This window comes from Carnobacterium viridans (assembly GCF_900102725.1).
GTDB lineage: Bacteria > Bacillota > Bacilli > Lactobacillales > Carnobacteriaceae > Carnobacterium_B > Carnobacterium_B viridans.
The window spans coordinates 527,033-543,254 of record NZ_FNJW01000008.1 but is presented as its reverse complement, the minus strand read 5'-3'; the positions used below and the strand labels follow the sequence as shown (position 1 = coordinate 543,254).

Annotated in this window: 11 protein-coding genes; all 11 read left to right on the top strand. The window is 36.0% G+C overall.

From position 1 onward, the window contains the following. Positions 1–155 precede the first annotated feature (155 nt). The 11 genes from BLT48_RS04025 to BLT48_RS03975 all read left to right on the top strand — a co-directional run bounded on the left by BLT48_RS04025 (position 156) and on the right by BLT48_RS03975 (position 16,217). Positions 156–1,874, top strand: coding sequence for an alpha-glucosidase (locus BLT48_RS04025; RefSeq protein ID WP_089975400.1), 1,719 nt, complete (start codon positions 156–158; stop codon positions 1,872–1,874). A gap of 118 nt (positions 1,875–1,992) precedes the next feature. Continuing rightward, positions 1,993–3,678: an alpha-glucosidase gene (locus BLT48_RS04020; protein ID WP_089975398.1), complete on the top strand. Its 1,686-nt coding sequence runs from the start codon at positions 1,993–1,995 to the stop codon at positions 3,676–3,678. 48 nt (positions 3,679–3,726) lie between these two features. After that, entirely contained in the window at positions 3,727–5,508 is a 1,782-nt protein-coding gene (locus BLT48_RS04015) for a glycoside hydrolase family 13 protein (RefSeq protein WP_035023354.1), read from the top strand. A 112-nt stretch (positions 5,509–5,620) separates the two neighbouring features. Next, a complete protein-coding gene (locus BLT48_RS04010; protein WP_218123354.1) occupies positions 5,621–6,898 on the top strand; it encodes an extracellular solute-binding protein in 1,278 nt (425 codons plus the stop codon). Positions 6,899–7,086: 188 nt separating this feature from the next. Continuing rightward, a complete protein-coding gene (locus BLT48_RS04005; RefSeq protein WP_089975395.1) occupies positions 7,087–8,370 on the top strand; it encodes an extracellular solute-binding protein in 1,284 nt (427 codons plus the stop codon). Between the two features lie 85 nt (positions 8,371–8,455). Next, positions 8,456–9,766 (top strand): sugar ABC transporter permease, encoded by a 1,311-nt coding sequence (locus BLT48_RS04000; protein ID WP_089975392.1) that lies wholly within the window; start codon positions 8,456–8,458, stop codon positions 9,764–9,766. 1 nt (position 9,767) lies between these two features. Continuing rightward, positions 9,768–10,619, top strand: a complete 852-nt coding sequence (locus tag BLT48_RS03995; RefSeq protein ID WP_089975389.1) for a sugar ABC transporter permease — start codon at positions 9,768–9,770, stop codon at positions 10,617–10,619. A 42-nt stretch (positions 10,620–10,661) separates the two neighbouring features. After that, positions 10,662–11,522, top strand: a complete 861-nt coding sequence (locus tag BLT48_RS03990; protein WP_089978645.1) for a DUF1189 family protein — start codon at positions 10,662–10,664, stop codon at positions 11,520–11,522. Continuing rightward, complete coding sequence (locus BLT48_RS03985) at positions 11,515–13,806, top strand: glycoside hydrolase family 65 protein (protein WP_089975385.1); 2,292 nt, start codon at positions 11,515–11,517, stop codon at positions 13,804–13,806. The genes BLT48_RS03990 and BLT48_RS03985 overlap by 8 nt, the downstream gene beginning before the upstream one ends. A 97-nt stretch (positions 13,807–13,903) precedes the next feature. Then, positions 13,904–14,563: a beta-phosphoglucomutase gene (pgmB, locus tag BLT48_RS03980; protein WP_035023337.1), complete on the top strand. Its 660-nt coding sequence runs from the start codon at positions 13,904–13,906 to the stop codon at positions 14,561–14,563. 13 nt (positions 14,564–14,576) lie between these two features. Further along, positions 14,577–16,217 (top strand): glycoside hydrolase family 13 protein, encoded by a 1,641-nt coding sequence (locus BLT48_RS03975; protein ID WP_035023335.1) that lies wholly within the window; start codon positions 14,577–14,579, stop codon positions 16,215–16,217. Positions 16,218–16,222 lie beyond the last annotated feature (5 nt).

Genomic DNA, 16,222 nt, shown 5'->3' with positions numbered 1-16,222 from the left:
TTAGAATAAGACAGCCTTCGAAATTGAATTTATTAAGTTTTGTTAAAAAAGTTAAGTTGATACTAAAATAGCAATCACATAAGTAGCAATCTTTTACTGGTTTACATACACTAATTACAAATCATCTGTTAAAAAGTTATAAGGGAGTGTGGGTTATGAAAAAAATGGACTGGTGGAAAGAAGCTATTGTCTATCAAGTTTATCCAAGAAGTTTCAAAGATACAAATGAAGATGGTATTGGAGATCTTAAAGGGATTATTAGTCGTTTAGACTATATTCAGCAATTAGGTGTTACTGCCATCTGGCTCAATCCGATTTTTACTTCACCACAAGTAGACAATGGATATGATGTATCTGATTATTATACGATTGATCCAATATTTGGAACAATTGCTGATGCGGTGGAATTAATCAAAGAAGCTCATAAGCGTAATTTGAAAGTTATTTTTGATTTGGTTGTGAATCATACTTCTGATCAGCATATCTGGTTTAAAGAAGCTTTAAAAGGACCAGAAAATCCTTATCGTAATTTCTATATTTGGGAAGATGCAAAAAAAGGTGGGCATCTGCCAAATAATTGGGTTTCTGTTTTCGGCGGATCTGTCTGGGAAAAGGAACCCGTTGGAGATCAGTATTATTTTCACTTATTTAAAAAAGAAATGCCGGATTTAAATTGGGATAATCCAGAGGTCGAAAAAGCAATTTTAGATGTAGGCAAATTTTGGCTGGACCATGGAGTAGATGGGTTCCGTTTAGATGCGTTTATTCATATGGATAAAGCAGATGACTTTTTTCAAGTAGAAATGGAAAATGGCCAAGAATTAGTATCTGCTCAAAAAATCAACGCCTATTTACCGAATATCAAAAATTATGTACAAAAATTGTCGATGGATCTACGTAAAGTTAAAGAAGATGTATTTATTTTAGGAGAAGCGGCTTCAGCAAATGTTGACTTAGCTTTTAAATACACTCATCCCGAAAATGAGATGTGCAATGCCATTATTTCTTTTATGATTTTTCCAGAAGATGAGTCAATGAAAGATCCAAGATTGCCGTTTAATATGCAATCCAGTCGCTTAAATAAAAAAGCGTTCAAAGAAGTAATGACAGAATGGCAAGATAAAATGGACCCATTTGGTGGACCCGTTTTGTACTGGAATAATCATGATATGGCTAGAGTGGTTTCGCGCTTTGGCAATGTAGAACAATATAGAGACAATAGTAGTAAAATGTTGGCAACCTTAATGTACCTTCAAAAAGGAATACCATTTATATTCAATGGAGAAGAGATTGGGATGCGCAATTTGCATTACAGTGATCGTGCACATTTTGACACACCAGGAGCTGTTCCTTTTTATGAAAAAGCCAAACAATTAGGGTACTCTGAAAAACATATCTTAAAAGAGCTAAATCACGCGGGTCGAGATGTAAGCCGAGGTGCCATGCAATGGGACAGTTCAGAGTTCGCCGGATTTTCAAAAGTTTCCCCATGGAGCGGGGTTAACGTTGAAAAAAATTATAATGTGGCGGATCAAGAAAAAGACCCAAACAGCATCTTGGCATACTACAAAAAAGTATTACTTTTAAAGAAATTACCGGTCTTTACGAAAGGTACTTTTATACTGCAAGACACAAAAGATACGTTGTATGTTTATGAAAGAAACTATGAAGGTCAGCGTGCAATTGTTTGCTGTAATCTATCTGATACGCAAGAACACATACAAGAAGATGGAATCTCAACATCTGGGTGGGAAGTCATCTTACAAAATGAAGGCAATACAATTGATAAAGATTCCGTCACTTTTGCTCCATATGGGACGATTGTTTTTATGTGTGAGAATCTAGTAGCTGATGAAACTGCAGAAAAAGAATGAATTCCAACTAAGAAGTTGTTAACGGTAACAATGTACTTTTTATTGTAAGTGCTTTCTGAATTAGGTAAGCTAATAATTGGAAAAGGAATTTAGCAAAGTCAAAGGTGGTATGTGCTTCATGCAGGATAAATGGTGGAAAAATACAGTGGTGTACCAAATTTACCCTAAAAGTTTTCAAGATACAGATGGTGATGGAATAGGGGATTTAAAGGGAATCATTCAACGATTGAATTACATCCAGTCGTTAGGAGTGAATATGATTTGGCTGAATCCTATTTTTGTTTCTCCCCAAGTTGATAATGGATATGATGTTGCAAATTATTACGCAATTGATGATCATTTTGGTACCATGGCAGATATAGAGAAATTGATTGATGAAGCGCACAAACGAGGTATAAAGGTTATGCTTGATTTTGTGTTAAATCATACATCTGATCAACACCCTTGGTTTCAAGAAGCTTTAAAAGGGCCAGAAAACATATACCGCGATTATTATATTTGGCATGATCCAATAGAACAACGATCTGTACCAAACAACTGGGGCTCATTTTTTGGCGGTTCTGTTTGGGAAAAAGAAACTAACGGAAGCTCGTTTTACTTTCATTTATTCGCAAAAGAGATGCCTGATTTGAATTGGGAAAATCCTGAAGTGCGCTTAGCAATGGCTGATTGTGCTGAATTCTGGCTAGATAAAGGAATCGATGCTTTAAGATTAGATGCATTTATTCATGTAGACAAAGAAAATGGATTTCCTGATGTTGACACTGCGAGTAAAGATGAAATTGTATTGGCAGAAAATTATTATGCTAATCTACCAACAGTAATCGACTACATGAAAGAGTTTAGTCAACGCATTCGAAAAAATCATCCCGATGTTTTTTTAGTCGGTGAAGCGGCTTCAGCAAGTCTTGAGTTAGCAAAAAAATACACAGATCCGACAGATGAAGTGTGTGATAGTGTGATAACCTTCCGCTATTTTCCAGAAATAGAAGAGTCAAAAGATGAACGACTTCCATTAAGTATGCAACATGGAAAATTGGACCTCAAAAAATTTAAACAAACCATGTCCGAATGGCAAAGAGGATTAGCTGCAATTGGTGGGCCAGTTTTGTATTGGAATAATCATGATATGGCAAGAGCAGTATCACGTTTTGGTGAGGTTGAACAGTATCGCGACAACAGTAGTAAAATGTTGGCAACCTTAATGTATCTGCAAAAAGGTATTCCATTTTTATTGAATGGTGAAGAAATTGGAATGAAAAATTTAGAAATCAAAAGTATCGAACAGTTTTCATTACCTGGGGCGGATCTTTTTTATCAACAAGCACTTGATTTGGGGTATCCAAAAGAATTTGCCTTAGAACAATTAAATGCTCGAAGCAAAGATGTCAGCCGTGGGGTAATGCAATGGGATGACTCGAATTATGCTGGATTTTCAACGCATCGTCCTTGGAGTGGCGTGAACCATGAAGAAAAGTATACTGTAATGGATCAAGAGTCAGATCCGAATAGCATATTGCATTACTACAGAGCAGTATTAAAATTAAAGCAGAAGGCTGTATTTATCGAAGGTGAATTTAAGTTGGTGGAAACCAATTTGGAAATGTATTGTTATGAGCGAATCTGGAAATCCAGCAAAGCAATTGTGTGTTGCAATATGTCAGAGAACGAACAAACAATTACAATTGATGAGTTAACAGTACAGCCTTACACAGTTGCATTGTCCAACGAAGGAAATACTTTGCAAGAAAGCCAATTAAAATTGAGTCCATATGGCGCTGTAGTTATTTTAATTGACTTATAAAAATCAGTTTATTCGACACTAAATAAAAAAAGAAATGAGGAAATAACGATGGAAACAGCAGCAATTTACCACAGACCAGACAGTGAATACGCGTACTTATATAAACCCGAACAGTTTCATATCCGTCTAAGAACAAAAAAAGGAGATGTGAGAAAAGTAGATTTGATCAGTGGAGATCCTTACGCTCATGGAACCGAGAAATGGTATGAAGTAAATAAACCAATGAAATTGATTTTAAGTACGGATGTCCATGATTATTGGATGATTGAAACCTACGTAAAAACAAAACGCATCGCTTATTGTTTTCACGTTGAAGGGACGGATGGTATAGAAGTCCTTTACGGAGATCGTGGTGTATTTCCATTTACAGATCACTACTTAGAAGATGCCAATACCTTTTTTAGAATGCCTTATTTACATGAAGTCGACAGAGTAAAGACACCGAAATGGGTAAAAGAAACCGTATGGTATCAAATTTTTCCAGAACGGTTTGCTAATGGAGATCCATCAAATGATCCAAAAGGAACTCTACCGTGGGGCAGCAAAAAAAATCCTGGGCGAGATGATTTCTATGGAGGAGACTTGCAAGGTGTTATAGACCATTTGGATTATCTGGTTGATTTGGGAGTTAACGGTATTTACTTTTGTCCGTTGTTTAAAGCTAAATCGAACCATAAATATGACACAATTGATTATTATGAAATCGATCCTGATTTTGGGGATAAAGAATTGTTTAAACAGGTCGTTCAAGAAGCACACAAACGTGGTATTCGAGTCATGTTGGATGCTGTTTTTAATCATTTAGGAATGGATTCGATGCAATGGCAAGATGTTCTTGAACATCAAGAACACTCTCGTTATATAGATTGGTTCCATATCAATCAGTTTCCAGTCGAATCACTGGCTGACTTATCAGTTGAAGAACTCGAAAACGTTGGCGAATTAAGTTATGATACTTTTGCATTTACAGGACATATGCCCAAGTTAAATACCTGCAATCCAGAAGTTCAAGAATTTTTATTAGATGTGACTACGTATTGGATCAAAGAGTTTGACATTGATGCTTGGCGTTTAGATGTTGCGAATGAAGTCGATCATCATTTTTGGAAGAAATTTTACCAAGCTTCGATAGATATAAAAGAAGACTTTTATATCTTAGGAGAGATTTGGCATTCTTCACAAAGTTGGCTTCAAGGCGATGAATTCCATGCTGTGATGAATTATGCTTATACACAAACGATTGAAAATTTCTTTATGAAAAAAGATATTACAGCAAGTAAAATGGTAGCTGGATTAAATGAACAATTGATGTTGTACCGCAATCAAACAAATGAAGTTATGTTTAATATGCTAGATTCTCATGATACTGCTCGACTGTTGACGGTCAGCAAAAATAACAAAGAATTAGCTAAGTCAGGACTAGCCTTTATGTTTGCACAACATGGATCGCCATGTATTTATTATGGAACTGAAATCGGTATGGATGGGTTTAATGATCCTGATTGTCGTAAATGTATGATTTGGAATGAAGAAGAACAAGACAGTGATATGTTTGCTTTCACTAAAGAAATGATTGCTTTTAGAAAAAACAACCAAGAGTTGTTAAGTTATGGAGCAATAGAATGGTTTGACATTCGTGATGATGAAAAAGTTGTTGGAATGAAAAGGACCAATGGTGATGAAGAACTGATTTGCTACTTTAATCAAGGTGAACAAGATTTAGAGATTACGTTAGAAAGAACACCGGAGACTTTACTACGGAACTTGGCTTTTGTAGACAATAAATTATTGTCAGTCAAAAAGAATGGCTTTGTTATTTATAAAGCATAAAAAGACGGAACTAGGCATGAGGCTTAGTTCTGTTTTTTTGTTTAAATGGTAACGTTTGCAAATTAATGATGGAAGTAAGATAATAAAGTTAACTGAAAAGGAGGAGATTACAGTGAAGAAAAGGGTTTGGAAAAATGGACTGTTAGGTTTTGTGTTGGTTAGTGCATTAGTCTTGGGTGCATGCGGCAGTGGGGAAGAGACAACTGGAACAGATTCGTCGACGGGAGGAGATGGAGAAGCTTCAACTTTAAAAATAGATGTTGATCCACGATACATTGATTATGTTAATGAAATTATTCCTGCTTTCGAAGAAGAACACAATGTAACGATTGAAATTTCTGAACGAGATATGTTCGATGGACTTGAAGCTTTACCACTGGATGGACCTGCTGAAATTGGATCTGATATTTTGATTGCTCCATATGATCGAGTGGGTATATTAGGTCAACAAGGACATATAGCAGAGGTTACTTTACCCGATGATGGACGTTACGATGAATTAGATCAGAGACAAGTTACACTTGACGAAAAAGTCTATGGGGCACCATTTGTTATTGAATCATTAGTCATGTATTACAATAAAGACTTAATTGACCAAGCACCTGAAACGTTTGAGGATTTAGAAGCTTTGTCAAAAGATGATCAATATGCTTTTGAAAATGAAGAGGGTACGAGCACAGCCTTTTTAGCCAATTGGACAACTCCATATCAATACATTGGTTTACTTTCTGGATATGGTGGTTATGTCTTTGGGGAAGAGGGAACGGATCCAACAGATATTGGATTAAACTCACCTGAATCTGTTGAAGGTATCACTTATATAACAAACTGGTATCAAAATGTCTGGCCTCAAGGAATGTTAGATGCTACCAGTTCAGAAAATTTTATGAATGAATTATTTACTAGCGGTAAAACGGCTGCTGTAATCAATGGACCTTGGGGTGCAAGCGGCTATGACGAAGCAGGTGTGAATTATGGCGTTTCAACCATTCCGACATTACCGAATGGAGAAGAGTATGAACCTTTTGCAGGGGGCGTAGCGTGGGTGGCCAGCAAATACTCGAAAAATCCTGAATTAGCCCAAGAGTGGTTAGATTATGTTACGAATAAAGAAAATAGTGAAACGTTGTATGAGTTGACTTCAGAAATTCCAGCAAATCAAGAAGCGAGAACTGTTGTCAGTGAATCAGGAAATGAATTAACAAAAGCGGTTATTGAGCAATTTAATACAGCCGTACCGATGCCTAACATCCCTGAAATGAGCGAAGTGTGGACTGGTGCTGAGACAATGATTTTTGATGCTGCGTCTGGAAATGAATCTCCGAAACAAGCTGCAGATGATGCAGTTCAATTGATTGAAGAGAATATCACACAGAAATACCAAAATTAAACGATAAAAGACAATGCTTTTTTTAGAGCAGCAGCTCTTTGGACAGCATTGTCCTTTTTTTTGGTAGTTGCAACACGTAAATGAATACTGTTACCGGTAACAGTGAGAAAACGGTTGCAGAAAGTGTTTGGATACCTGATAATAAGGATGTAAACAAAAAAACTCATACATGAGGGGGATATACAAAGATGAAAAAGACAGGTTGGAAAAAATATGTTTTAGGTTTAGTATCTGCTAGTGCATTAGTACTTGCAGCATGTGGGAGTGGGGAAGAAGCCACGGAAACGAGTTCGTCAACTGGAGGAAAAGATGCAGGGGAAGATACAACGCTACAAATTTCTGTCGACCAAGGATATGTAGATTATGTTGAAGATATTAAAGGCGCTTTTGAAGAAGAACATGGGGTTACTATTGAAGTAACGGAGCGCGATATGTTTGAACAATTGGAAGCGTTACCTCTTGATGGTCCTGCTGGAAATGCACCGGATATTATGATGGCTGCTTATGACCGCATGGGATCTTTAGGACAACAAGGTCATATTGCAGAAGTAACTTTAGGAAATGACGATCAATATGATGATACAGATAGAGCTCAAGTTACATTAGATGGAAAAATTTATGGTGCACCTTCTGTAATTGAAACATTGGTATTATACTACAATACAGATTTATTAGATGAAGCACCTCAAACATTTGCAGATTTAGAAGCATTATCAAAAGATGATCAATTTGCTTTTGATGGAGAAAAAGGAAAAAATACAGGGTTTTTAGCTAAGTGGACTGACTTTTACTTTACCTATGGTTTAGTTGCTGGTTATGGCGGATATATTTTTGGTGAAGATGGAACAGATCCAACAGATATAGGGTTGAACAATGAAGGTGCTGTTGAAGCAATCGAATATGCTACTGACTGGTTCCAAAATACATGGCCACAAGGTATGCAAGATGTAACAAGTGCGGATGCTTTTATTACAGATCAATACTTAAATGGTAAGGTTGGCGCATTTATTGGTGGACCTTGGCAAGCTGCTGACTTAAAAGATGCTGGTGTTAACTATGGTGTTTCTACTATCCCAACATTAAACAACGATGAAGCTTATGAAGCATTTGGAGGCGGAAAAGGATGGGTTGTCAGCAACTATTCCGAAAACAAAGATCTTGGTCAAGAATGGCTAGACTATGTGACAAATACTGAAAATCAAAATAAATTCTATGATGCAACAAATGAAGTACCTGCAAATCAAGAATCACGTGTTTACGTTACAGGAAAAAATGATGAATTAACAACAGCTGTAATCAACCAATACAAAGATGCACAACCAATGCCAAACATTCCTGAAATGGCTGAAGTTTGGACAGGTGCTGAAAACATGTTGTTTGATGCAGCTTCAGGAAACAAAACACCTCAAGAGTCAGCAGATGATTCTGCTAAATTAATCAAAGAATCAATCGAACAAAAATACACAAATTAATTTATCACTAAAATCTAACAGGTTTCGGCAGAGGATGCAATTATTCTCTGCCGAAAAATGTTAAAAGAAAAAGGAGGAGTTTAAAATGTCTTCTCAGACAAAACCTCAAAATGGAAAAAACGAAAAAAAAGCAATGTTATACTCTGTAATACCAGGTTTAGGGCAATTTTATAACGGTCAACGATTTAAAGGAATTGTGTTTTTGGCTATTTTTGTCGCATTTATTGTCGAGATGATTGTTTTTGGTATCGATGCATTTAACGGACTTATTACTTTAGGTAGTATTCCAATGGAAGATCATTCATTGTTTATTATGATAGAAGGAACACTTCAACTTATCATAACCATTATCTTCTTAGCTTTTTACGCATTAAATATATATGATGCTAAACGAGTAGCTAGTATATGGAATAACGGTCAAAAAGTTAACGTGACCGCTAAAGAAGTCTTGTGGAATGTCTATAATGCGGGTTTCCCTTACTTATTGATCATACCTGCTTACTTAATGATGGCTTTTACGATTATATTCCCTGTATTGGTTACATTATTTATGGCATTTACAAACTATGATTTTTACCATATTCCACCAGCGTCTTTGATTGACTGGATCGGTTTGAAAAACTTCGTAAACATTTTCTTCCTAAGTACCTATAGGGATGCATTTACGTCTGTTTTCAGTTGGACGATCATTTGGACATTCAGTGCGACAACCTTACAAATTGTTATCGGAATTTTCACAGCAGTTATAGCCAATCAATCCTTTATTAAAGGGAAACGATTCTTTGGTGTTATCTTCTTACTCCCGTGGGCGGTACCTGCTTTTATCACAATTTTATCTTTTTCAAACATTTTTAACGATAGTATCGGAGCAATCAATACTCAAGTTATTCCGTTAATAAATAATTTGCCCTTCGTAGAAATAGGAAGAATCGCTTGGAAAACAAATGCATTTTGGTCTAAGATGGCTATTATCATGATTCAAGGCTGGTTAGGGTTCCCGTATATTTATGTTATGACAACAAGTATATTGCAATCTATTCCAGAAGATTTATACGAAGCTGCCAAAATAGATGGAGCTAGCGCGTTTCAGCGTTTCAGAGAAATTACAATGCCGATGGTGTTCATGGTAGCTGCTCCAACGTTTATTACACAATACACTGGAAACTTCAATAATTTTTCAATGATCTATCTCTTTAATAATGGTGGGCCAGGAAGTGTCGGTGGTGGTGCAGGTGCTACAGATATCTTGATATCCTGGATCTATAAATTAACGACCGGAACTTCACCGCAATATTCAATGGCAGCTGCGATCACCTTGATCATTTCAGCTTTAGTTATCACTGTTTCCTTGTTAGTCTTCAAGAAAACAAATGCATTTAATATGGAGGATGCATAATATGAAGAAATTAGTTAAATCTCAAAAGACTTCTCGTTTCCTTAGTCAATTTTTCACTTACGTCTATATGATCGCTTTGGCGATCATTATCATCTATCCGTTACTGATTACAGCTAGTTCAGCATTTAAATCTGGTAATATAACGGCGTTCTCATTAGATCTAAATTCAGAATGGACGTTAGCTAACTTCACCCGTTTATTTCAAGATACGCTGTACGGCACATGGTATAAAAATACTTTGATGGTAGCTGTTTCCACTATGGTCATTCAAGTAGCATTGGTTACGATTGCTGGATATGCCTATAGCCGTTACAACTTTTTGGGAAGGAAAAAAAGTTTGATGTTTTTCCTTGTTATTCAAATGGTGCCAACAATGGCTGCATTAACTGCCTTTTATGTTATGGCATTACTTTTAGGAGCATTGGATCAATTTTGGTTCTTAACTATGTTATACATTGGTGGAGGAATACCGATGAATACGTGGTTAATGAAAGGGTATTTTGATACCGTTCCAAAAGATTTAGATGAGTCAGCTAAGCTAGACGGAGCTGGACATTTTAGGATTTTTTGGCAAATCGTACTTCCGCTTGTACGTCCCATGATTGCTGTGCAAGCACTTTGGGCATTTATGACTCCATTTGGTGATTACATGCTGGCTAGATTCTTGCTAAGAAGTCCAGAGAAAATTACAGTCGCAGTAGGATTACAAACGTTTATTAGCAACCCGCAAGACCAAAAAGTAGCTTTATTTGCAGCTGGTGCGATTTTGATTGCTGTTCCAATATCTGTATTGTTCTTCTTACTACAAAAGAATTTTGTTTCTGGTCTGACTACTGGAGGAACAAAAGGATAATCATCTCAATATATGAACTTTAAAAAGAAAAGAAGTGAAACAATGAAAACTGATGCGTTCCCGTTAAATTATTTTAAAAGTATTTGGTCTCCTAGAAAAGTATTTAAAAATCGGCATCAACTAAATTGGTTTCAAATTTTTGTTGTGTTGCTTTTTGTTAATAGTTTATTGATGATTCCAGTATCATTAAATTATATGAAAATGGATACTTTTCCAGTTGAAGGAACGTTACCTGGTTCATTTGGCTTAATAGATGAAGCAGTCGTTTTAAAACTACAAGAAGGTCAATATAAGAATGGAACATTAACGTTACCAGAATCATTTATGCTTTCATCTGAAAATGGTACGGTTAGTGGTTTGTTGACAGAAGACGAGATGACAGAAGTACTAAAGTCTGAAAATGCACTGATTTTTCAAAAGAACGAATTCCTGATTAAAGAAGGCAATCAGGATGTCTCAACTATTCCATATACAAAAGATTTCGATCTAACAAAAGTCACGAATGGGAATGAATTAAAAGATGCCCTTTCGCGACAATGGTTTATCAAAAACAAAGGATATACTATAGCAACATTAATGTTTCTTGTATTCACCATTACATTGATTAGTACGTTCTTTCTAACGTTTGGATCAGCTATCTTTTTGTATTTGACAAGAAAAAGTCAATTTTCTTCTATTAATACCTATAAAGAATCGGTCAATCTTTTAATTAATTGTATTGGATTGCCATCATTCATAGGGCTGTTGATCGGGTTGATTCAATTTGACATCATTATTCTGCTAATGATTCAATCGGTAGGATTAGTGATTATGCTTCTGTTTGTTTTTTACCAAACAAAATTTAATGATGCAACGAATGAGAAAAATCTAAAAAAGCATTTGGAGGTAAAAGTACATGACTAAGCGTTTATTTGATGTTGACCCATGGAGAATAAAGTCAACAAACTTAGATAGAACAGATAAAAGACTACAAGAAAGTTTAACATCCATTGGAAATGGGTACATGGGGATGCGGGGAAACTTTGAAGAAGGTTATTCAGGTGATTCTCATTTAGGAACGTACCTTGCAGGTGTCTGGTTTCCGGATAAAACGAGAGTCGGCTGGTGGAAAAACGGTTACCCAGAGTATTTTGGAAAAGTGATCAATGCCACAAATTTCATTCCTGTCGAATTAATGGTAAACGACCGCAAAGTTGATTTGGCGATCGATGAAGTAAAAGACTATGAAATAGATTTAGACATGAAAAAAGGCATTTTGTATCGCTCATATACATGGGTTGAAGGAGAAAAAGAAATCCGTTTTACCTTTAAGCGTTTTGTGAGTGTGGCGACAAAAGAATTAGCAGTTGTTGAAGTTACAGCTGAAGTCTTAAAAGGCGATGCAACAATCATTTTCATACCGAAGATGGACGGCAATGTTAAAAATGAAGACAGCAACTATGAAGAAAATTTTTGGTTGGAAATGAAACGTGTTTCAGGTGAAAAAAGCAGTCTAACGACTAAAACGATTGAAAATCCTTTTGGAGTAGAACAATTTACTGTAACAACTATGATGGAAAGTAGTGCAGAAAATTATGAAAGAAGAGAATTTTCTGAAGGATTTATGCAAGTGGAAGAAAAAATCACTTATAAATTAGTTGCTGGTGAGAAAGCCAAAGTGACGAAATATGTCAGTGTGTTGACAAGCCGTGATGTGCAACCTGAAAATCAAGAGGCAGTAGCTGCAGAAATCTTGGATCAAGCTCTCGCATTAGGTGTAGAAGCAGTAGAAGCAGAGCACATAGCAATCTGGGAAGAACGTTGGCACAAAGCCGATGTAGTGATTGAAGGAGATGCTGAAAGTCAGCAAGGAATTCGATTTAGCATATTCCAATTGTTTTCTACTTATTATGGTGAAGATAACCGTTTGAATATTGGTCCAAAAGGTTTCACGGGCGAAAAATATGGCGGAGCTACTTATTGGGATACGGAAGCTTTCATTTTGCCTATGTACTTATCAGTAGCTGATGAAAAGGTTTCAGAACAATTGCTTACTTATCGACACAATCAACTACCAGGTGCGTTTCATAATGCTAAACAACAAGGCTTGCAAGGAGCTTTGTATCCAATGGTGACATTTAATGGTATTGAGAGTCATAATGAATGGGAAATTACTTTTGAAGAGATTCATCGAAACAGCACGATTGCGTATGCTATCTATAATTACACGAATTATACTGGTGATGAAACTTTCTTAACAACCGAAGGGATTGAAATGTTGGTTGCAATCTCACGTTTCTGGGCTGACCGTGTGCATTTCTCTAAACGAAATAATCACTACATGATTCATGGCGTTACAGGTCCAAACGAATATGAAAACAATATTAACAATAATTGGTACACAAATACGATGGCAGCTTGGACGCTACGCTATACATTGGAAAGTCTAAAAAAAGTTTCTCCAATTGTAGTAAATGAATTGCATTTAAAGGATGAAGAAACGTCTAAATGGGAAGACATTATTGAAAAGATGTATTACCCTCATGATGATGAGTTAAATGTCTTCGTGCAACACGATACCTTTTTAGACAAAGATTTGCTGACAACTACTGACCTTGATCCTACTGAAAGACCCATCAATCAACATTGGTCATGGGATAAAATTTTACGCTCTTGTTTTATCAAGCAAGCGGATGTCTTACAAGGTATTTATTATTTGAACGACGAGTTTACTTTAGAAGAAAAAGAAGCCAACTTTAATTTCTATGAGCCAATGACGGTTCATGAGTCTTCACTTTCTGCATCCATCCACGCTATTTTAGCAGCAGAACTTGACAAAAAAGAAAAAGCGGTTGAATTGTATGCACGTACAGCTCGTTTAGATTTAGATAACTACAACAATGATACTGAAGATGGACTGCACATTACTTCAATGAGTGGCGGATGGTTGGCTATTGTTCAAGGATTTGCCGGTATGCGTACATTCAATGGTAAACTGATTTTCAAACCTTTTTGTCCGGAAAACTGGACAGAATATAACTTTATGATCAAGTACCGCGGACGTTTGCTTCATATCTCGGTGACACAAGAAACCGTGAGCGTCCGTTTAGAAGAAGGCGAGCCACTTGACCTTACTTTATATGATCAAGAAATGGTGTTGTCAGATGTAGTAGAGAGTCCAATTCTGTTTTCTCAGACAATTAAATGAAAAAGTTTTGAATTTAAAAAAGCGATCAATGGAAAGCTATCAAATTGATAAATTCGTTTGATAGCTTTTATTATTGTTAAAAAGGAGCAGTTAGCAAATGATTAAAGGATTTATTTTTGATTTGGATGGTGTTTTGACAGATACTGCTGAGTATCATTACCAAGCTTGGAAAAGAATGGCAAATAAATTAGGTATTCCGCTTGACCGTGAAATGAATGAGCAACTAAAAGGGATCAGTCGAATGGATTCTCTAGAGCGCATCTTAGCAATAGGCAATCAAACGGAAAAGTATTCTGTTGAAGAAAAAGAACAATTAGCAAATGAAAAAAATGAAGATTACAAAAAGTTGATCTTAAGTGTTACACCTAATGATTTATTGCCCGGAATAGCAGATTTACTAGCAGATCTAAAAAAAGAAAACATTCGATTAGCGTTAGCATCTGCCAGTAAAAATGGACCAGTCATAATGGAGAAACTTGGAATAGCAGATTTATTTGATACGGTAGTTGATCCTGCATCATTAGCTAATGGAAAACCGGATCCGGAAATTTTTATTAAAGGTGCAGAACAATTACAGTTAAAGACAGAAGAATGTGTAGGCGTGGAAGATGCTCAAGCTGGCATTGAATCAATTAATGCGGCCGGGATTTTTTCTGTAGGTGTAGGTACAAAAGAGATGATGAAAAACGCTGATTATGCTGTGTCAGATACAAGTGAGTTGAAATTAAGTGACATTTTAAAAAAAGCAACTAACTAAGGAGTGATCGATAGTGGAAAAAAAATGGTGGCATAGTTCTGTTGTATATCAAATCTATCCTAGAAGTTTTCAAGATAGCAATGGAGATGGAATAGGCGATATTCAAGGTATTATTCAACGCTTAAGCTATTTAGCTGATTTAGGGATAGATGCTATCTGGTTAAGTCCAGTTTATCAATCTCCTAATGATGATAATGGATACGACATTAGCGATTATCAAGCAATTTCTCCAGAATTCGGAACAATGGATGATATGGATGAGCTCATTCAAAAGGCTAATGAATACGGAATTCGGATTGTTATGGATCTAGTTGTCAATCATACTTCTGATGAGCATTCTTGGTTTATAGAATCACGAAAAAATAAAGACAATGGATATCGAGACTATTATATTTGGCGGGATGGACAACCCAATGATATGCCGCCTAATGAGTTAACGTCCATCTTCAGTGGATCGGCATGGGAGTTGGATAAACAAACCAATCAATATTATTTGCACTTATATAGTAAGAAACAGCCGGATTTAAATTGGGAGAATCCAAAAGTTCGCAATGAAATTTGGCAAATGATGAATTTTTGGTTGGATAAAGGGATCGGTGGATTTCGAATGGATGTCATTGATCTGATTGGAAAAATTCCAGATGAACTCATTACTGGTAATGGTCCAATGTTGCATACATACCTTCAAGAAATGCATCAGAAAACATTTGGTAAGCTAGACGTTTTAACAGTAGGCGAGACTTGGGGAGTAACGACTGAAGATGCAAAATTATATTCCGCACCTGAGCGCAATGAATTATCGATGGTCTTTCAATTTGAACATATTGGCTTAGACGAACAACCTGGTAAACCTAAATGGGATACAAGACCCTTGGACTTTATTAAATTAAAACAAGTTTTTACAAAGTGGCAGTTAGCGTTAGATGGAGACGGCTGGAATAGTTTATTTTGGAACAATCATGATATTCCACGCATTGTATCTAGTTGGGGCAATGATTCTCCACAATATCGTGTCGTTTCCGCCAAAATGTTTGCAACTTTCTTACATTTTCTTAAAGGAACGCCTTATATCTACCAAGGTGAAGAAATAGGGTTAACAAATACACCAATCTCTTCTATAGAAGAAGTAAATGATATAGAAAGTATTAATATGTACAATGAACGAATGCAGCAAGGTTACAATAAAGAAGAGATTATTCATGCTATCAATAAAAAAGGGCGAGATAATGCTAGGCGTCCGATTCCATGGGATGAGTCTTTAAATGGAGGATTCAGCACTGAGACTCCTTGGTTGGCGCTCAACCCTAACTATCAAGATTTGAATGTTAAAAAAGATCAACAAAACGAAGAATCCATTTTTAACTACTATAAAAAGGTAATTCATTTAAGAAAAGAAAACGAACTGATTGTATGGGGTGATTATAAAGAATTGTTGCCAAATGATCCCCAACTTTTTGTTTATGAAAGAAGTTATCAAGGTGAAACATGGCTAATCATTATTAATTTTTATGAGAAACCAACTATATATAAAGATGATGACCGGAAAGTTGAGACTATTGTAATCAGTAATTATATGGATAGTAGTAAAAAGATAGATAAGTTAGAATTACGACCATTTGAATCGGTTGTTTATAAGTTAAAGAAAAGTCACTAACGCAA